Genomic DNA, 19,348 nt, shown 5'->3' on the forward strand with positions numbered 1-19,348 from the left:
CGCGATCATCAAGCCCCGTCCGACATCGCCGCGATGCGGACGGTCACGCTGCAATTCGACGACAATGCCCTGCTGGCACAGCTCGTCGGTGATCACGACCGTCACCTGCTTCATCTCGAACGTGGATTCGGCATCCGCCTGTCCTGCCGCGGCAATCGCGTCGCCCTCAATGGCAACCACGACCGCGTGGAAATCGCCCAGGCGGCGCTGGCCAGCCTCTATCAGCGCCTGCAGGGCGGCGGTGGCGAACTGGACAGCGCCGATATCGATGCGGCGATCCGTATGGCCGCCGCCCACCACACCATGCCCCGCCCGGCATCCGAAGGACGGACCAGGATGACCCACGCCGCAGCGCCCATCTCCGATACCCCGCGCGTGCCACTGGCGGAATTGCCCGCCATCCGCACCAGGCGCGGCGCCATTGCCCCCCGCTCGACCGGTCAGGCGAGCTATATGGAGATGCTGGCGCAGACCGAAATGGTCTTCGGCATCGGGCCGGCCGGCACCGGCAAGACCTATCTGGCGGTCGCCCAGGCCGTGGCGATGCTCCAGGCCGGCCAGGTCGACCGGATCGTGCTGTCGCGCCCCGCCGTCGAGGCAGGCGAGCGGCTGGGCTTCCTGCCCGGCGACCTGAAGGAGAAGATCGACCCGTATCTGCGCCCGCTCTACGACGCGCTGCACGACATGATGCCCGGTGACCAGGTGGTCCGGCGCATGGGCACGGGCGAGATCGAGGTCGCTCCCCTGGCCTTCATGCGTGGCCGCACGCTGGCCCACAGCTTCGTCATCCTCGACGAGGCGCAGAACACCACGGCCGCGCAGATGAAGATGTTCCTGACCCGCATGGGCAGCGGCACCCGCATGGTGGTGACGGGCGACCTGAGCCAGGTCGACCTGCCCAATGGCGTCACGTCCGGCCTGCGCGACGCAGTGGATACGCTGGAAGGATTGCCGGGAATCGGTATCATGCGCTTCGAATCCCACGACGTGGTGCGACACCCGCTGGTCGCGCGCATCGTGGACGCCTATGATCAGCGAGCGGCGGCCGAACGGGACATGTCCCGCAGCAGGGCGCGCCGGGAGAACAATGGAACCGCGAAGTAGCAAACGCCCCGCCGAAACGGACGGGGACGTTATAAGACCGCCGGCGGCCGGAATGGCCGCCGGCCCTCACTCCACCATGACGCAGGACGACCCGGAGTGCGACGTGATCGTCGCCGACGCGCGCTGGCACAGCGCCGTTCCGGGCCTCGCGGCCCTGGTGCGCCGCACCGCGCGCGCCGCCTGGGCCGGCGAGGAGCCCGCGCCGGTCACGATCGCGCTGGACAATGACCGCACGATCCGCCGACTGAATGCGCGCCACCGCGACCGCAACAAACCCACGAATGTCCTGACCTTCGATTATCCCGACGGCATGCCGGGCGGCGATATCATGATCGCGCTGGAAACCGTCCGGCGCGAGGCCCAGGCGGCAGGGCGGCCGATCCGGCATCACCTGATGCACCTGATCGTCCATGGCATCCTGCATCTGCGCGGCCATGACCATCACCAGGCCGGCGAGGCGCGGCGGATGGAAATGGAGGAAGCCCGCATCCTGGGGCGCCTGTCCGTTCCCAATCCATGGAAGTTCCGCCCCGGCTCGCCGTCGGGACGTATGGAGGACGCGCAGTGAACCGCCCCCTGCCCGATTCCGCGCCGCCCGAGAGCGCGCCGGGACGGGTTGACGACGCCCATGCGCCGCGCCCGCGCGGCCGGGGCCTGCTCTCCCTGTTCGGCCGCCGGCGCGGCGAACAGGGATTGCGCCATTCCATCGCCGCCCTGGTGCAGGAAGCCAACGAGGCAGAAGGCGACGGCACGGACGCCAATTCGGAACTGGACCGGCAGGAACGCGCGCTGATCGCGAACGTCCTGCGGCTGCGCGGCATCACCGCCGACGACGTGATGATCCCGCGCGCCGATATCGTCGCCATGTCCGTGTCGCTGAGCCAGGAGGATGCCCTGGCCCTGATGCGGCGCGAAAACCATTCGCGCATGCCGGTCTATCGCGAGCAGCTGGACGATATCGTGGGCATGATCCACGTGAAGGACCTGATCGCCTATGCCGGCACCAGCGAGGCCTTCAACGTCGAATCGCTGCTGCGCCAGCCCCTGATGGTGGCGCCGCAGATGCCGGTGCTGGACCTGCTGCTGCAGATGCGCCAGCGCCACCTGCATCTGGCGCTGGTCATCGACGAATATGGCGGCGTCGACGGGCTGGTGACGATCGAGGATCTGGTGGAAACCATCGTCGGCGACATTTCCGACGAGCATGACGAACCGACGGCGGTCCTGATCCAGGAACGGCCGGACGGCACGTTCGATGTCGATGCCCGCCTGCCGGTCGAGGAATTCGAAGCCCGGCTGGGTCCGTTGCTGACCGAGGCCGAGCGCGAGGCCGAGATCGAGACCGTGGGCGGCCTGGTCTTCCGCCTGGCGGGCCATGTGCCCGCGCGCGGTGAGGTCCTGACCCATGAAAGCGGTCTGGTCTTCCGCGTGCTGGACGCCGATGCCCTGCATATCCGCAAGGTGCGCGTCAGGCCGCCCCCGCCGGCCCCCTCGCCCACCGCCTGACTGTCTTGTCCGTCCTGACCCGCCTCTTCCCGCTGTGGGCCATCCTGGTCTCGGCCGCCGCCATCGGCCGGCCGGGAGCCTTCATGGTCCTGACGCCGGCCATCACGCCGCTGCTGGCGCTGGTGATGTTCACGATGGGCGTGACGCTGACGGTGGGAGATTTCCGCCGCGTCGCCCGCCGGCCGGCCCCGGTCGTGGCGGGCATCGTGCTGCATTACGCGATCATGCCGCTGGCGGCCTGGCTGATCGGGCGGCTGCTGGGCATGCCGCCGGCCCTGCGGGTGGGCATGATCCTGGTCGGCAGCGTGTCCAGCGGCACGGCGTCGAACGTCATGATCTATCTGGCGCGGGGCGACGTGGCATTGTCGGTCAGCATCAGCACGCTCTCTACCCTGGTCGGTATCGTCGCTACGCCGCTGCTGACGCGGCTGTACGTGGCGGCGGACGTGCAGGTCGACGTGCTGGCCCTGCTGCGCAGCATCGTGATGCTGGTCGCCCTGCCGGTGGCCGCGGGACTGGCGGTCAACATGCTGGCGCCGCGCCTGGTGCGCCGGGTGGAACCGGTCCTGCCGCTGGTGGCCATGATCGCCATCATGACGATCATTGGGGCCATCGTCGCCTCGGTCCGGCCATCGCTGGGGGCGGCGGGCCCGCTGGTCCTGCTGGGCGTGGTCTTGCATAACGGGATCGGCCTGCTGGGGGGCTATTGGGGCGGCAGGCTGCTGGGGCTGGAAGAAAGCGCCTGCCGGACGCTGGCGATCGAGGTCGGGATGCAGAATTCCGGGCTCGCCGCCACGCTGGGGCGGCTCTATTTCGGCCCGCTGGCAGCCCTGCCGGGGGCATTGTTCTCGATCTGGCACAATATCTCGGGCTCGGCCCTGTCGGCTTGGTGGTCGACCCGGCCGGTACCCGCGCCTTCAATCGCCCCGTCGCGGACATCTTGACGCCTGCCCGCTTTGCGGGCTCTGTCCCCGCTTTACCATTCGCCCGTTTCAGCCTGTCGGAGACCGTTCAGTCATGCCCGTTACCCGCCGCGCCCTGATCGCGACCGCGACCCCCGCCCTCCTGTTCGGACAGGCCCTGTCCGTCCGCGCCGCGCGGGCCGCCGCCGACCCGCGCATGGCCCCGCGCGCGGCCGGCAATCCGGCGGCCAAGGTCCATGTCGAGGAATGGTTCTCGCTGACCTGCACCCATTGCGCGCGATTCGCGGCCGAGGTCTTCCCCGAGATCCGCAGCAAGCTGATCGACACCGGCAAGGTCTATTACATCTTCCGCGATTTTCCGCTGGACCAGATCGCGCTGGCGGCGGCGATGATCGCCCGTACCCTGCCGCCGGAGCGCTACGAGCCCTTCGTGCTGTCGCTGCTGGCCAGCCAGGATCGCTGGGCCTTCAACCGCGAGGTCAACCCGCAGGACGAATTGCAGAAGATGGCGGCACTGGCCGGCATGCCCGCCGACCTGTTCCAGCGCACGCTGGCAGACGACACGCTGCGCCAGGCCATCATGGACGAGGAAAACCGCGCCCAGGCCCAGTACAAGATCGAAGGCACGCCGACTTTCCGCTTCAACGACAAGGAGCAGGTGGGTCAGGAGATGAATTACGAGGATTTCGCCAAAAAAGTGGCCTCGCTGAGCTGATTCGGTCCCTGCTCCTATGGCTGCCCGTTTTGTCCGTCTGCGTATCGGCGGTTTCAAGAGCTTCGCCGACCCGGTTTCGGTCGATATCCTGCCCGGCCTGACCGGGATCGTCGGGCCGAATGGCTGCGGCAAGTCCAATGTGGTCGAGGCCCTGCGCTGGGCGATGGGTGAAAGCTCCGCCCGCTCCCTGCGCGGCGGCGAGATGGACGATCTGATCTTCGCGGGGACCACCGCCCGCCCGGCGCGCAACCTGGCCGAGGTGACGCTGACACTGGAAGGCACGGAAGGGATCGCCGCCCCCCCGCTGCACGATCAGGACGAATTGCAGATCACAAGGCGCGCCGAGCGCGGCGCGGGCAGCGATTACCGCGTCAACGGCAAGCAGATCCGCGCCCGCGATGTGCAGACCCTGTTCGCCGACCTCGCCTCGGGCGCACGCTCGTCGGCCATGGTCAGCCAGGGGCGCGTCTCGGCGCTGGTGAATGCCCGCCCCGAGGAACGGCGCAGCATCCTGGAGGAAGCCGCCGGCATCACCGGCCTGCATGCCAGGCGGCATGAGGCCGAATTGAAGCTGCGCGCCACCGAGGCCAATCTGGCGCGCGCCGACGATCTGCGCATCCAGTTGGAAGGCCATCTGGGCAATCTGCGCGACCAGTCGCAGCAGGCCAGGCGCTATCGCGAGATTTCCACGGCCCTGCGCGAGTCCGAGACCACGCTCCTGGCCCTGCTGCACGCAAGGGCACGGCTGGCGGTGGAGCGGGCCGGCCAGACAGCCCGCCAGACCCGGCAGGCCCTGACCCAGGCCGAAGAGGCGGCCGAGACCAGCGTGATCGCGGAATTCGAGGCCAATCGCGACCTGCCCGCGCTGCGCGCGCGCACCGACGAAAGCCGCACGCTGCTGGAACGCCAGAAGATCCTGGCCGAAGGCATGGCGCGCGAGGAACAGCGCGCGACCGAGGCCGCGCAGGCCGCGACCGAACGGCTGCGCCAGGCCGAAAGCGACCATCAGGCAGCCCTGGCCCGCGAGACCGACGCAGGCGAGAACGTCGCCCGCCTGCAAGCTGAGCAGGCCGGCCTGTCCGCGCGCCTGTCCGCGCTGCCGGACGACATGGCCCGGGCCGCCCAGGCCCAGACCGATGCCGCCGGAATGGTGCAGATCCGTGAGCAGGCGCTGGAACAGGCCAGCACCGAGGCCACGGCCGCGCAGGCCCGCGCCACCCAGGTCGCGGCCGCCCTGACGGATGCCCAGGCCCGGCACGCGCGCCTCGAAGCCCAGCATGCTGCTCTGGCCGCCCAACTGGAAGGCCTGCGGGCCACCCTGCCCGCCTCTTCGGCACTGGAGGCCCAGGCCGCCGAACTGGCGGCCGCGATCACGCGCCTTGCGGAGTCCCGTGCCGCGCTGGAACGGGCGGCGCAGGAACAGTCCGACGCCACGCTGGCGGCCAGCCTGGCGCGCGGCCAGGCCGACGAGGCAAGGCGGCGCCATGACGAGGCGCGCCGGGCCCTGGCGCAGGCCACCGAGCGTGCCGCCGGGTTGCGCGCCGAACAGCAGGGCTTGCAGCGCCGGCATGACGAGGCGCACGCGCAACTGGTCGCCGCCGAACGCCGCGACGCGCTGCGTGCCGGCCTGGCCGATGCACAATCCACCCTCGATACCGCCCGCGCCGCGCTGGAACGGGCGGAACTGGACCGTCAGGCCGCTTCCGCCGCACGAATCGACGCTTATGCGCGCCTGCAGGAAGGCACGAATCGGCGCACCACGACCAATGCCGCCCTGCAATCGGCGGACACGGCCCACCAGCGCGCCGTCGCACGACTGCGTACCCTGGCCGAGGATCTGGCCCGCGCCCAGGCCACTGCCATCGCCCCGGAACGGTTGGCCGCCGCCCGCACGGCCCGCGAGGACGCCGAACGCCAGTTGGCCGAGGCCGGTAATGCATTGGAAGGCGCGGAGGCTGCGCTGGCCACCGCCGCCACCGACCGCGACGCCGCGACGCAGCGGCTGAGCGACCTCAAGGCCGATCTCTCCCGCCTGGCCGCGCAGGCGGAGGGCCTGACCCAGGCGCTGAAGACCGGACAGGAGGAGACGGATTTCCGCCCGGTCGTCGACGACATCACGGTGCCCGACGGGCTGGAGGCCGCCCTGGCCGCCGCCCTGACCGACGGTCTGGATGCGTCCGTCACGCAGGACGCACCGCGCCTGTGGCACGCCCTGCCATCCCTCGACGCGGCCCCGCTGCCTGGCACGGGTACCGTCGCCCTGGCCACGCTGGTCAGCGCCCCGGCCGCCCTGGCCCGTGCCCTGGCGGCGATCGGCCTGCTGGATGACGGTGCCGACGGCGCGGCCTTGCAGGCGGCACTTCTACCTGGCCAGAGCCTGGTGGGGCGAGACGGCGCCCTGTGGCGCTGGGATGGATATCGCGTGGCGGCCGGCCAGCCCAGCCGGGCGGCACTGCTGCTACAGCAGCGCAACCACCTGCGCGAGACCGAGGCCGCACGCCAGGCCCGTCTGGCCGACCTGCCGATCGCCGAAGCCGCTCTGGCGGCCGCCGAGCAGGCACGGGCCATGGCGGCTGAATCCGTCGGAACCGCCCGCGCCGCCCGCGCGGCGATCGAGGCCACGCTGCGTCAGGCCCGCACCGACGAAGCCGAGATCAGCCGGCTGGACGCCACTGCCCGCGCCCGGCTGGAGACTGTCCAGCCCCAGCATGATCAGGCGACGCAGACGCTGGCGGAAGCCGAAGCCGCGCTGAGCGCAGCCCGGCAGGCGGCAGCGGACCTGCCGGACGCCACTCAGCTGGCCCAGCGCCACGAGGCCGCCCGTCAGCAGGAACAGGCGGCGCAGACGGCCGAAACCACCGCCCGGGAGGCCCGCAAGCGCGCCGAAACCGCGCTGGAAGCCGCAAGGCGTGAGGATGAGGCCACCACCGCCCGCCATGGCGAGGCCGAATCCCGCCTGGCGACGATCATCCCGGAGTTGCAGCGCATCGCCCGCGAGGCCGAACAGGCCGAAACCGGCCGGCAGGAAGCCGAGGCGACCCTCGCCGCCCTGCCCCCGGGCGCCGACACCGATTCCGCCCTGGCGACCGCCGAAGCCCGCGCCCGCGATGCTGCGACGGCCCAGGAGACGGCGCGGCAGGCCCAGCAGGACGCGGAACGGGCGCTGGAGCAGGCCCAGGCCGCCCATGCAGCCCAGCAGGCCACGCTGATCGAGACCCGCAGCGTGCTGGACGCCCAGGCGCCGCGCCTGGAGGCCCTGCATCAGGAGCGGGACGACGCGGCAGACCTGCTGGCCCGCGTGAAGGCGGAGCATCAGGCGCTGCCGGACCAGGAGGCGATCGCGACCCTGGTCCACGAGGCACGCGAGGCTCTGGCCCTCGCCCGCCAGGCTGAGGACGAAGCCCGCCAGCGCCGCGCGACCCTGGCCGGCGAGGAGCAGACCATCCAGGCCCGCCTGACCGGCGTCGTTGCCGCCCTGGCCGACTGGACCGGTCGCCAGGCCGCCGCCACCACCGAATTGCAGGGTGCTGCGGCGCGCCTGGACGCCACAAAGTCGGAGCATGCCCGGCTGGCGTCGATGCCCGACGAGGTGATTCGCAGCCGCGAGACCGCCCGCGAGGCGATGGACAAGGCCGAAACCAGCCATGCCGAGGCGGCCCGCAAGCTGGCCGAAGCCGAAGACGCGCTGGTGCGCGCCCAGACAGCCCGGCGCGATGCCGAGGCCGCCCTGGCGGCAGGGCGCGAAGCCGTCCTGCGCGCCGAGGGCCGGCACGAACAGGCCGAAGCCATCCTGGCCCAATTGCTGGCCGAAACACCGGAACCGCCGGGCATCGTCCCGCCCGACCTGACCGAAGCGGCGGAGACCAGCCTGCGCCGCAAGATCGCGCGCCTGATTCGCGAACGCGAGGAGATGGGGCCGGTCAATCTGCGGGCCGAACTGGAAGCCGACGAGGCCGAGACGCGGATCACGACCATCCAGCGGGAAAAGGAAGAGCTGGATTCGGCCATCGCGCGGCTGCGCGGCTCGATCGGCGCGCTGAACCGCGAGGGGCGCGAGCGCCTGCTGGCGGTGTTCACCGAGGTCGACAGGCATTTCCAGTCTCTGTTCGCCCGTATGTTCAATGGCGGCCGGGCGCATCTGGGCATGGTGGGCAATGACGACCCGTTGCAGGCGGGGCTGGAGATCTATGCCCAGCCGCCGGGCAAGAAACTGGCCACCCTGTCGCTGCTCTCGGGCGGCGAACAGGCCCTGACCGCCCTGTCGCTGATCTTCGCGGTCTTCCGCTGCAATCCAGCGCCGATCTGCGTACTGGACGAAGTGGACGCGCCGCTGGACGACGCCAATGTCGGGCGCTTCTGCGCCCTGCTGGCCGACATGGTGGCGGAAGCCGGTACGCGTTTCCTGGTCGTGACCCACCACCAGCTGACCATGGCGCACATGGACCGGCTCTATGGCGTGACGATGCAGGAACGCGGCGTCAGCCGGGTGCTGTCGGTCGATCTCGACCATGCGGCGAGCATGGTTGGGCAGCCACGGGCCGAAGCGGCCCATTGAAACAGACGCGCGAAGTTTTTTAAAAACAGAGGAATAGCATGCGACGTGATGAAGAAGGTTCATCACGCCGCATTCTTAAGTAGCCCTCAGCGCCCTGCGTCACGCGCCGTAATTCCACGACGGGACAATTCGATGACGGAGCGTCACTCGAATAGACAATATTTTTTATAAACAAACATCTATCGAACGATCAGCGTTCCGTGTCTCAGGCGGCAACAGGCTGCCTGCAAACGCTGCGTCTCCGGGATAACCCGGGGACGCAGCCTGACGGCATGTCAGCCCGGCAGCATCGTGCCGGTGTCGATGAAGCGCTGGTGCCAGGACAGCGATTCCTTGAGCAGATGCGGGGATTGCTGGCCGAACGAGCCTTCGCGCGCGCGCTTGTAGTAATCCTGCAGCAGCGGGCGATAGTCCGGATGCGCGCAGTTGCGGATGATGGTCTCGGCCCGCTGCTTGGGCGACAGGCCGCGCAGGTCGGCCAGGCCCTGTTCGGTCACCAGCACCTGCGAGTCCTGGGTGATGTGATCGACATGCGACGCCATCGGCACGATGGCCGAAATCTTGCCGCCCTTGGCGGTCGACGGCGTCATGAAGACCGAGATGTAGGCGTTGCGTGCGAAATCGCCCGAACCGCCGATGCCGTTCTGGACGCGCGACCCCATGACCTGGGTGGAATTGACGTTGCCGTAGATGTCGGATTCGATCAGCCCGTTCATCGCGATACAGCCCAGGCGGCGGATCAGCTCGGGATGGTTGCTGATATCCTGCGGGCGCAGGATGATCTTGGACCGGAACTCGGCCATGCGGGCATTCAGCGATTCCGCGGCCTCTGGGCTCAGCGAGAAGGCGGTGGCCGAGGCGACGCGCATCTTGCCGGATTCCAGCATGCCCAGCATGCCGTCCTGAATCACTTCGGTGAAGGCGGTCAGGTCCTCGAACGGCCCTTCTTCCAGCCCGCTCATCACCGCGTTGGCGACGTTGCCGACGCCAGACTGCAGCGGCAGCAGCGACTGCGGCAGGCGGCCCTTCGACACCTCATGACGGAAGAACTCCATCAGATGGCCGGCGATGGCCTTGGCCGACGCATCGGGCGGCGAGAAGGGCGCGTTGCGGTCCGGCGCATGGGTTTCGACCACCGCGACGACCTTCGAGGGGTCGATCTTCAGCGTGGCCTGGCCGATCCGGTCGTCGGGGCGCAGCAGGGGAATGGCGACACGCTCCGGCGGCAGGGCGGCGCCGTACCAGATGTCATGCATGCCCTCCAGGGCCGAGTGCTGCCAGCTATTGACCTCGATGATCACCTGGCGCGCGGACTCGACCCAGGTCTTGTTGTTGCCCACCGACGAGGACGGGACGATGGTGCCGTCCTCGCGGATCGCAACGGCTTCGATGACGGCCGTATCCATCTCGCCGAAGAAGCCCTGCCAGGTCATCGGGGCCACGTGGCTCAGATGCATGTCGAGATATTCGGTCTCGCCGCTGTTGATGCGGCCGCGCAGGATCGGGTCCGAATTGTAAGGCATGCGGAACGAGATGCCGTTCACCTTGGCCAGCGCACCGTCCAGTTCCGGCCCGGTGGACGCGCCGGTGAACAGACGGATGCGGAAATCGTTCCCCTTCCCCGTCTCCGCCTCGATGATGTTGGCCAGCGCCTGCGGAACGGCTTTCGGATAACCCGACCCGGTAAAGCCGCTCATGCCGACCATGCTGCCCGGACGGATATGCTTGGCTGCCTCCTCGGCGGTGGTCACTTTTGCCCGGAAGGCGGCGTTCCGGATTCGGCTATGATCGATCATGGAACCTTTCCTCGTGTCTTTTCGTTATCTTGGTCTTGTGCTGCGCGGGCCAGGGCCGCCCTGATCCTGCCACAGGGACGGAACAGCGTATCGGAGCCAGGCCAGCCCGACACGCCATCTGTTCTCTTTCCTGGCAGACCCGTCACAACAAAAGAGTGTTATCCCCGACCATGTGTATCGTGAGCGACCCGAAAGATGAACATGAGCGGCTGGTGAAACTGGTGCTGACGCGCATGCCGGGGCGCCTGCGCAGGGCGATCGACTGGCTGCGCGTTCCATCCCGCCGCCCGGCGCGAATACTGGCGAGTTTCCTGCTGATCGTTGGGGGATTGCTGTCCTTTCTGCCGATCCTGGGGGTGTGGATGCTGCCGCTCGGGCTGATCCTGCTGGCCGAAGACGTGGCGCTGCTCCGTCGCGGCGTGGACCGGCTCATCATCAGGATCGCCGACCGCTACCCCGGCTGGCTGGCACCGTCCGAATAAAATCGACTGGCAGCCATGCGCTGTTCATGCGCCGGCCATATGCTCTGGGGCCTCGACGGCGGACAGATGGCAAAACCGGTACCGTCACCCCATATCCAACGAAAGGCCTATCGTCCCCTTCACCCAGACCGAAGCCCCATACCACTGACATGCCACTGAATCGCAATCCGTCCACCGACGACACCGTCTGGAAACTGCCCCACCTCCCTGCGTCGGCCTCCCTGCCGGTGGGGGGGACCGAGATGTGGCGCGACCTGCGGGCGCTGGAAGCGCTGATCGCCGGGCGCCCGATTCGGGTGGTCGGCGACGTGCATGGCGATCTGCGGGCCTTCGAACACGCGGTGGCGACCGAACGATTCATCATCCAGCTCGGCGATCTGGTGGACCATGGCCCGAACAGCGTCGGTACCTTCCGGCTGATGCAGCGCCTGCTCGACGATGGACGCGGCCTGTTCATCCTGGGAAACCACGACCGCAAGCTGGCGCGCGCACTGGCCGGCCACAAGCTGCGGTTCGACGCCGCGCTGAACGAGACCGTCCGTCAGTTTCAGGCGCCCGAAAACGACGATGTCTGTCACCGGGCGGTGCAGGACATCGCGCACGCGCCCCCGTGGATCGTGCTGGGACGGCGGATCTTCGTGCATGGCGGCTTCCATTCGCGGATGCTCGACGAACCTCCACCGCCGGGCCTGGGGGAGGTCACGCCCCTGCTGTCGCGCGCGCTGTTCGGCGAAACCACGGGCCGCACGCGCAAGGACGGCTATCCGGAACGCAGGCTGAACTGGGTCGATCATATTCCGCCCGGCTATACCGTCTATTGCGGGCACGATCGCCGCTCGACCGACGGCCGACCCTGGGTGCGGGCCGGCCGCGCGGGGGGGCGATCGGTCTTTACCGACACCGGAGCCGGAAAAGGCGGCCATCTGGCATGGATCGATCTGCCCGCCGAGGACTGAAACACGGTATAACGTCACGATCGACAGAGAGGAGCATGTTGACGTGAACGATACCGTGGCCATCGACCAGACGATCAAGGCGCCAGGCGCCCAGGAGATGCTGCTGGGGCTTCGCCAGAGCATCGACAATATCGATGCCGCGCTGATCTACATGCTGGCCGAACGTTTCCGCCACACCCAGGCCGTGGGCGAACTGAAGGCGCGCCACAACATGCCCCCCGCCGACCCGACCCGCGAGGCCCAGCAGGTCGCGCGGCTGCGCGAACTGGCCGAAGCGGCGCGGCTGGACCCGGACTTCGCCGAGAAGTTCCTGGCCTTCATCATCAAGGAGGTCATCCGCCACCACGAAGCCATCGCGCGCAAATCCGCCGCGCCCGGCGCCGTCTGATGGCTGCGGCGTCAGATCCCGCGGCCCCGGCCGCCCCCACGCGGACGCTGGTGCTGATGCGCCACGCGGAAGCCTTTCCCGGACCGTATGGCGACCCCAGCCCGTCCAGCGACCTCGGGCGCCCCCTGACCCCCGCCGGACGCCGCCAGGCGCACGAACGCGGAACACAACTGCGCGAGATCGGGTTCATCCCGGAGCTGGTCCTGATCAGCCCGGCGATGCGTTCGGGCGAAACCTATGCCGCATTCGGGCCGTTTTCCACCACCGCCGTGCCGCAGGTGCGCCAGGACGGAAGGCTGTATGAATGCGGCAGCGAGAGCATTCTGGAAGTCCTTCAGGAGACGCCAGAAAACTTTAACAATATCATTGTGATAGGTCACAATCCGGATCTGTACCAACTGGTGATGGATCTGGCAGGGCATGCCATCGACGACCCGGACAAGAGCATCCTGATCCGGGGCTTTCCTGTCGCCTCCCTGGCCTGTTTCACGGTGCATGGCCCCTGGCATGCCCTGGCACGCAAACAGGCCGTTCTGAGCCGTGCGCTATGCAATTGAGGGGGTAAGCGCCCCCTCGCACGCAGAGTTGCCACGCTAGCCGTTTCGTCCTTATCTCGGCGCATGCCTGCATCGGGACATGGCGCCGGACCAATACGTCGCAAACTGTCACGCAGAGGACAGGTGTCCGCAGGTTGGGGATGAGAATGGCCGCTCGCACGGCGGCGAACGACCAAGAGGAGAGTTTGATGACCGAGTCAGGAAAAGTGGCCACCGTCTCGCTAGAAGGCAAAACAGCCAGTCTGCCGGTCCATTCCGGAACGCTGGGCCCCGACGTGCTGGACATTCGCAAGATCACCGCCGATCTGGGCGTTTTTACGTTCGATCCCGGCTATGGCGAGACGGCGTCCTGCACCAGCAAGATCACCTTCATCGACGGCGACAAGGGTGTCCTGCTGCACCGTGGCTATCCGATCGCGCAACTGGCCGAGCAGGCCACGTTCACCGAGGTCGCCTACCTGCTGCTGAACGGCGAACTGCCGACCAGCACGGAGCATGACAGTTTCGTCGAGACCCTGAAGTCGCACACGCTGCTGCACGAACAGATCCGCAATTTCTTCAACGGGTTCCGTCGTGATGCGCATCCGATGGCGATCCTGTGTGGCACGGTCGGCGCGCTGTCGGCCTTCTACAGCGACGCCAACGATATCTCGAACGCGGCCAGCCGCAACCTTTCGGCGGTGCGCCTGATCGCCAAGCTGCCGACGATCGCGGCCTGGGCGTATAAATACACGCAGGGCGAGGCCTTCATTTATCCGCGCAACGACCTGACCTACGCGGAAAACTTCCTGTCGATGATGTTCGCGCATCCGTCGGAGCCGTACAAGGTCAATCCGATCCTGGCGCGGGCGATGGATCGCATCCTGATCCTGCATGCGGACCACGAGCAGAACGCATCGACCTCGACGGTGCGCATGGCCGGCTCGACGGGCGCCAATCCGTTCGCCTGCGTCGCCGCGGGCATCGCCGCCCTGTGGGGACCCGCCCATGGTGGTGCGAACGAAGCCGTGCTGAAGATGCTGGCCAAGATCGGCAGCAAGGAAAACATCCCCGAGTTCATCGCCCAGGTGAAGGACAAGAACAGCGGCGTGCGGCTGATGGGCTTCGGCCATCGCGTCTACAAGAACTTCGACCCGCGGGCGAAGATCATGCAGGCGACCTGCCACGAAGTCCTGGGCGAACTGGGGATCAAGGACGATCCGCTGCTGGACCTGGCGGTGGATCTGGAGAAGATCGCGATCCACGACGAATATTTCGTCAAGCGCAGCCTGTATCCGAACGTCGATTTCTATTCGGGCATCATCCTGAAGGCGATGGGCATCCCGACCAGCATGTTCACCGTGCTGTTCGCCCTCGCCCGCACCACAGGCTGGATCAGCCAGTGGAAGGAAATGATCGAAGAGCCCGGCCAGCGCATCAGCCGCCCGCGCCAGCTCTACACCGGCTCGCCGGAGCGCGACTTCGTGCCGCTCGCCAAGCGCGGCTGAGGCTTGAAGCCGATCTGTCCAGGATTGCACCCGGACAGATCGGAAGACTCGCGCAAGCTTGTCAGGATCGGGAAGAGACGTCCGTCCGTTTCATAAAAAAGCCCGTCGGCCAATGGGCCGCCGGGCTTTTTTATTGCCCATTCTCAGCGTGGGAGCCAATCAGGGACAGTCGCACCCTGCCGTCGGCCCCTTGTCCGCGCGCACCACATGATGGTCGATCCATTCGGAAACCAGGCGCCGGGCTTCGTTCAGCGACGCTTCGGGATGATGGATGCGATACAGGGTGGTGCAGGCATGGAACGCCGAAACATCGCCCGTCCCGACTTCCCGCAATTCCCGGTACGCGGTAACCACCGCCCGTTCGCAGTTTCGTGTGATCCGGCCGTTTTCTGGCGCCACGGTTTTAAATCCTTATTGCGAACGATTTGCAATTACAGTTATATTAGCGAGTATATCCGCCTCCGGCAAGAGAAACCGCCCTTCGGCCACACGCGATCCAACCCCTCGCCTGGCGCGTTACAGATGGGATTCGGATGGCATGATGTCTACCGCGCGATAGATTTTCCCGATCGATCCCGCTAAGGCTCTTCCACCTCGTTTTCCTACGATATCGGACCGGAAAGACACACCAGATGAACGATTCGACAGGGTACGGCACGGGCGTCTCGTCAGGCTCATCCGCCTGGGACCGCGACGCCGCGCTGACCACCGCCAAGCTGCTGCTGGAAATCAAGGCGGTCAATTTCCGTCCCGAAGACCCCTACACGCTGACATCGGGCTGGAAATCGCCTGTCTATATCGACTGCCGGCGCATCATTTTCTTCCCTCGTGCCCGGGCCAAGATCGTCGAGCTGGGCGTGGAGAAGATCGGCCGGCATATCGGCTATGAAAGCATCGACGCCGTCGTGGGCGGCGAGACCGCGGGCATCCCCTTCGCCGCCTGGATCGCCGACCGGATGATGGCCCCCATGGCCTATGTCCGCAAGAAGCCCAAGGGTTTCGGCCGCAACGCCCAGATCGAGGGCGACGTGCCCGAGGGCATGCGGACGCTGCTGGTCGAGGACCTGACGACCGACGGCTCGTCCAAGATCCGATTCGCGCGTGCCCTGCGCGATGCGGGGGCGATTGTCGACCATACGTTCGTCGTCTTCTTCTATGGCGTCTTCCCCGGATCGCTGCGGACGCTGGCGGACATGAACATCTCGCTGCACGCGCTGTGCACCTGGTGGGATGTGCTGGAAGCCTGCGCCGGGCAGCCCTATTTCTCGGAGAAGGACGCGTCCGAGGTCCGGCGCTTCCTTGAGGACCCGTGCGGCTGGTCCGGCCGGCATGGCGGCGTCTCCAGCCTGGAAGAGACCCTGGCCTTCAAGAGCGCACAGGGCCAGGGCTGATCCCATTGCCATGACGCAGCGGATTCTCGCGTTCGATTCGGGGATCGGCGGCTTCGGGATCGTTCGGGCGCTTCGCGCCCGACTCCCCGGCATACCGGTCGATTACCTGGCCGACACGGCGATCTATCCGTACGGCGAGCAGGACGATGCCGCGCTGATCGATCGCATGGTCACCCTGATGGGAGAGGCCATTGCCCGCCTCGCGCCCGATCTGATCGTCATCGCCTGCAATACCGCCAGCACGCTGGCGCTGGGCGCGCTGCGGGAACGCTATGACATTCCCTTTGTCGGCTGCGTTCCCCCCATCAAATGGGCAGCCGCGTTAAGCCAGAGCCGCACAATCGGGCTGTTGGCCACACGGGCGACCGTCAGGCGGCCCTATCTGCGCGACCTGCAACAGCGCTACGCCCCCGATTGCACCCTGCTGGCATATGGTGCCCGGGGACTCGCCGATCTGGCGGAACGCGCCTTTCGCGGCCATCCGATCCCGGCCGATATCGTCCAGCAGGAACTGGCTGCCCTGTTCGGGCAGCCCGGCGGCGACCGGATCGACGTGGTCGGCATCGGCTGCACCCATTACACGTTCCTGATGGACGCCTTCCGCGCGAGCTCGCCCCCGGGGATGATCTGGCTGGACCCGGCGGATGCGGTGGCGCGCCGGACCGCAACGGTGCTGGGGGCGCTCCCGCCTCGGCCCGAGGGCACTTCTCGCCCCGACCTGGCCTTCTTCACCGCCATGCCGGCGGAACCCGCGCGCATGACGACCGCCATGGCCGCGCTGGGCTATGGGTCGCCAGCCCTGTTCGCCCAGGAACAGGCCGCGATCTGACCGATCGCGCCTGCCTGGACGCCATTATCGCGTGCAATCCGATGAGACGAAATAGCTGAGCAGCCCGCCCTCTATGACCGTGCCCCTGAGCCCGGGAAACGCGCGCCGGACCACCACCGCAGCGCGCCGTTCCACTCAGGCCCTAGCGGGCGCGGCTGACGGTGTAGGATGCCGTATCCTGCAGCAGGCGCCGCAGACGGGTATCGGGGAAGATATCCAGCGCCTCACGCGCCGCACGGGCATAGGCGGCAGCACGATCCAGTGTGACGCCGATGGCGTCGGTCTGGGCGATCAGGGCCAGGGCATGATCGAGATCCTCGGGCGCCTGTTCGCTCTCCTCGATGACCCGCCGCCAGAACTGGCGATCTTCCTCGCTGCCGGCGGCATAGGCTGCCAGCACCGGGAGCGTGATCTTGCCCTCGCGGAAATCGTCGCCCACGGTCTTGCCCAGCACGGCCTGGTCCGCCGCGTAATCCAGCGCGTCATCGACCAGCTGGAACGCCATGCCCAGATTGGTGCCGAAGGCTTCCAGCGCCAGTTCCTCGGCATCCGGCCGTTTGGCCACCACCGCACCCACGCGACAGGCGGCGGCGAACAGGGCGGCCGTCTTGCCGTGAATGACCGTCAGATACTGGTCGACCGAGGTGGACAGGTCGTTCTGCGTCGACATCTGCAGAACCTCGCCCTCGGCGATCGTAGCCGAAGCCGAAGACAGGATGGCCATCACCTTCAGCGAGCCATCATCCGTCATCAACTGGAACGACCGGGCGAACAGGAAATCGCCGACCAGCACCGACGCCTTGTTGCCGAACACGGCATTGGCGCTGGCCAGCCCGCGCCGGAGCTGACTTTCATCCACCACGTCGTCATGCAGCAGCGTCGCAGTGTGGATGAACTCCACGCACGCGGCCAGCGCAACATGGCGCTGATGGTCCGGGCCGGCCGGATAGTCGCACAGACGCGCCGATGCCAGCGTCAGCAACGGGCGCAACCGCTTGCCGCCGGCCGCCACCAGATGGGCCGCCAGCTGGGGAATCAGGGCAACGGGGCTGTCCATCCGCTCGATGATCGCGCGATTGCACGCGGCCATGTCTTCGGCCAGATAGCTCGACAACGCGCTCAGGGCAGCTTCCGCCCCCTCCTGCGCCGAGGCGCCGGGGCCGGAATGCTTCGCGGTTGCCGTTTTCTCGGATTCCGGCAGGGTGACTGTAACGCCCAAAAGGTTAAACTCCCCGGCTCCGTTGGATTGGTCTGTAGAACATATGAGCGGCGTGAGAATGACGGTCAAGCCGAAGGACATCATACATGAGCCGACGCCGGATCTGGCATGTCCTGCGGACGACGCATCCATCGAAGCCCTGAGCCACGGAACGCTGCTGGATGGCCGGCTCCGCTACCGGCAGTTTCGCCATGGCTACCGAACCGGACTGGAGCCCGTCCTGATGGCGGCCTCCATCCCTGCCCGCCCCGGCCAGCGCATCCTGGAAGGCGGATGCGGGGCGGGTGCCGGGCTGATGTGCCTGGCCTGGCGCGTGGCCGGCACGACCGGCGTGGGCGTGGAGCGCGATGCCCGCACCGCCATGCTGGCCCAGGCCAATTTCAACGAGAACGGTTTCGATCGGTTGCGCGCGCTCTGCGCGACATTGCCCGACCTGCCCCCCCTGCCCGAATGCCCCGCGCAGGGTGGCGGGTTCGACCACGCCTTCGCCAACCCGCCCTGGCATCGCGCTGACGCCAGCGCGTCACCCGATCCGCGCCGCGACATCGCGCGGCGTGTCGGGACGAGCGACATGCTGAATGTCTGGGTCCGCAGCCTGGGGCGACAGGTGCGCCATCACGGCACGTTGACCCTCGCTTTGCCCGCCGCCTCGCTCGACACGGCAATCGCGGCCATGCGTGCGCATGGTATCGGGTCGATCCGGCTGATCCCCTTCTGGCCCAAGGCCGGGCGCCCGGCCCGAATCGTGCTGGTCCAGGGACGGGTCGGCGGCCGGGGCGACGCCGCCCTCCTGCCCGGCATGACACTGCATCGGGCAGACGGCCATTTCACGCCGGAAGCCGAGGCCATCCTGCGCGACGGGGCGCCGCTGGATGGCATCTCGTCGTGACTGGCGTCTTCTTTTTCTGAAGAAAAAGAAGCAAAAAGACCTTTATCCGTTCAGGGATATTGTAATGTCCCAGTACAAGGCTCCCGGTAGCCCGCCTCACCCCTATGCAGGTCACCATGCTCGATCATGTTTCGATCACAGTGTCGAACCTGGCCATGGCCGAACCGTTCTATGACGCTGTTTTCGCGGCGCTGGGCGTGCCGAAGGTCGGGTACGATCATGCGAATGGCTGGATCGGCTATGGGGAGCGGTGCGATTCAGGACATCCCGACAGGATTTATCTCTCGATCCGCCTCGGGCCGCCCCTGGGTGACGCACCGCGCCGGCACTGGTGCTTCAAGGCCCCCACCCGCGTCGCGGTCGACGCGTTCTGGAAGGAGGGGCTTCTCCACGGTGGATCAGACAATGGACCACCAGGACTAAGGGGGGATTACCATCCCTCTTACTACGCGGCCTTCCTGATCGATCCGGCCGGGAACCACATCGAAGCCGTCTGCCACCGCGCAGAACAGGACTGACATTCGGACGCGAGGAGGCCTCTCCCCGCGTCC

The 19,348-nt window shown here is 67.4% G+C and carries 18 protein-coding genes; 15 read left to right on the forward strand and 3 right to left on the reverse strand.

The genetic code is table 11. The features are described 5' to 3' along the window. The first annotated feature begins 33 nt into the window (after positions 1–33). From HLH29_RS16400 to HLH29_RS16425, 6 genes are all read left to right on the forward strand, one after another. The gene (locus tag HLH29_RS16400) at positions 34–1,104 is read left to right on the forward strand and encodes a PhoH family protein (protein WP_182968485.1); all 1,071 of its coding nucleotides are present in this window, start codon (positions 34–36) and stop codon (positions 1,102–1,104) included. 52 nt (positions 1,105–1,156) lie between these two features. Continuing rightward, a complete protein-coding gene (gene ybeY, locus HLH29_RS16405) occupies positions 1,157–1,672 on the forward strand; it encodes an rRNA maturation RNase YbeY (protein WP_246374338.1) in 516 nt (171 codons plus the stop codon). Further along, positions 1,669–2,610, forward strand: coding sequence for a hemolysin family protein (locus tag HLH29_RS16410; RefSeq protein WP_338030271.1), 942 nt, complete (start codon positions 1,669–1,671; stop codon positions 2,608–2,610). The genes ybeY and HLH29_RS16410 overlap by 4 nt, the downstream gene beginning before the upstream one ends. A 5-nt stretch (positions 2,611–2,615) precedes the next feature. Next, entirely contained in the window at positions 2,616–3,554 is a 939-nt protein-coding gene (panS, locus tag HLH29_RS16415; RefSeq protein ID WP_182968462.1) for a ketopantoate/pantoate/pantothenate transporter PanS, read from the forward strand. Positions 3,555–3,627: 73 nt separating this feature from the next. Further along, complete coding sequence (locus HLH29_RS16420; protein ID WP_182968463.1) at positions 3,628–4,248, forward strand: thioredoxin domain-containing protein; 621 nt, start codon at positions 3,628–3,630, stop codon at positions 4,246–4,248. 16 nt (positions 4,249–4,264) lie between these two features. After that, positions 4,265–8,803 carry an AAA family ATPase gene (locus HLH29_RS16425; RefSeq protein WP_182968464.1) on the forward strand — a complete coding sequence of 1,513 codons (4,539 nt, stop codon included), beginning with the start codon at positions 4,265–4,267 and terminating at the stop codon, positions 8,801–8,803. A gap of 275 nt (positions 8,804–9,078) precedes the next feature. Here HLH29_RS16425 and HLH29_RS16430 read toward each other — a convergent pair whose 3' ends face one another. Then, entirely contained in the window at positions 9,079–10,599 is a 1,521-nt protein-coding gene (locus HLH29_RS16430) for an acetyl-CoA hydrolase/transferase family protein (RefSeq protein ID WP_182968465.1), read from the reverse strand. 170 nt (positions 10,600–10,769) lie between these two features. Here HLH29_RS16430 and HLH29_RS16435 point away from each other — a divergent pair, with 170 nt between their 5' ends. The 5 genes from HLH29_RS16435 to gltA all read left to right on the forward strand — a co-directional run bounded on the left by HLH29_RS16435 (position 10,770) and on the right by gltA (position 14,469). Next, positions 10,770–11,081, forward strand: coding sequence for a hypothetical protein (locus HLH29_RS16435; RefSeq protein ID WP_182968466.1), 312 nt, complete (start codon positions 10,770–10,772; stop codon positions 11,079–11,081). Positions 11,082–11,323: 242 nt separating this feature from the next. Continuing rightward, positions 11,324–12,037 carry a metallophosphoesterase gene (locus tag HLH29_RS16440; protein WP_182968486.1) on the forward strand — a complete coding sequence of 238 codons (714 nt, stop codon included), beginning with the start codon at positions 11,324–11,326 and terminating at the stop codon, positions 12,035–12,037. A gap of 97 nt (positions 12,038–12,134) precedes the next feature. Further along, positions 12,135–12,425 (forward strand): chorismate mutase, encoded by a 291-nt coding sequence (locus HLH29_RS16445; protein ID WP_182968487.1) that lies wholly within the window; start codon positions 12,135–12,137, stop codon positions 12,423–12,425. After that, entirely contained in the window at positions 12,425–12,982 is a 558-nt protein-coding gene (locus HLH29_RS16450) for a SixA phosphatase family protein (protein WP_182968467.1), read from the forward strand. Before HLH29_RS16445 ends, HLH29_RS16450 begins: the two co-directional genes overlap by 1 nt. 188 nt (positions 12,983–13,170) lie before the next feature. Further along, positions 13,171–14,469, forward strand: a complete 1,299-nt coding sequence (gene gltA, locus HLH29_RS16455; protein ID WP_182968468.1) for a citrate synthase — start codon at positions 13,171–13,173, stop codon at positions 14,467–14,469. A 159-nt stretch (positions 14,470–14,628) separates the two neighbouring features. Here gltA and HLH29_RS16460 read toward each other — a convergent pair whose 3' ends face one another. Continuing rightward, entirely contained in the window at positions 14,629–14,868 is a 240-nt protein-coding gene (locus HLH29_RS16460; RefSeq protein ID WP_182968469.1) for a hypothetical protein, read from the reverse strand. A gap of 233 nt (positions 14,869–15,101) precedes the next feature. Between HLH29_RS16460 and HLH29_RS16465 the strand changes: the two genes are divergently transcribed. Beyond that, complete coding sequence (locus tag HLH29_RS16465; RefSeq protein WP_182968470.1) at positions 15,102–15,860, forward strand: orotate phosphoribosyltransferase; 759 nt, start codon at positions 15,102–15,104, stop codon at positions 15,858–15,860. A 10-nt stretch (positions 15,861–15,870) separates the two neighbouring features. After that, positions 15,871–16,689, forward strand: a complete 819-nt coding sequence (locus HLH29_RS16470) for a glutamate racemase (RefSeq protein WP_182968471.1) — start codon at positions 15,871–15,873, stop codon at positions 16,687–16,689. Between the two features lie 142 nt (positions 16,690–16,831). On the opposite strand, the gene HLH29_RS16475 is transcribed toward HLH29_RS16470, so the two are convergent. Further along, complete coding sequence (locus HLH29_RS16475; RefSeq protein WP_246374339.1) at positions 16,832–17,908, reverse strand: polyprenyl synthetase family protein; 1,077 nt, start codon at positions 17,906–17,908, stop codon at positions 16,832–16,834. Between the two features lie 58 nt (positions 17,909–17,966). On the opposite strand from HLH29_RS16475, the gene HLH29_RS16480 reads away from it, so the two are divergent. Next, positions 17,967–18,797, forward strand: a complete 831-nt coding sequence (locus tag HLH29_RS16480) for a tRNA1(Val) (adenine(37)-N6)-methyltransferase (RefSeq protein WP_246374340.1) — start codon at positions 17,967–17,969, stop codon at positions 18,795–18,797. Positions 18,798–18,913: 116 nt separating this feature from the next. Further along, positions 18,914–19,315: a VOC family protein gene (locus tag HLH29_RS16485; protein WP_182968472.1), complete on the forward strand. Its 402-nt coding sequence runs from the start codon at positions 18,914–18,916 to the stop codon at positions 19,313–19,315. The last annotated feature ends 33 nt before the right edge of the window (positions 19,316–19,348 follow it).

This window comes from Gluconacetobacter tumulicola, from assembly GCF_014174215.1.
Taxonomy (GTDB): Bacteria; Pseudomonadota; Alphaproteobacteria; order Acetobacterales; family Acetobacteraceae; genus Gluconacetobacter; species Gluconacetobacter tumulicola.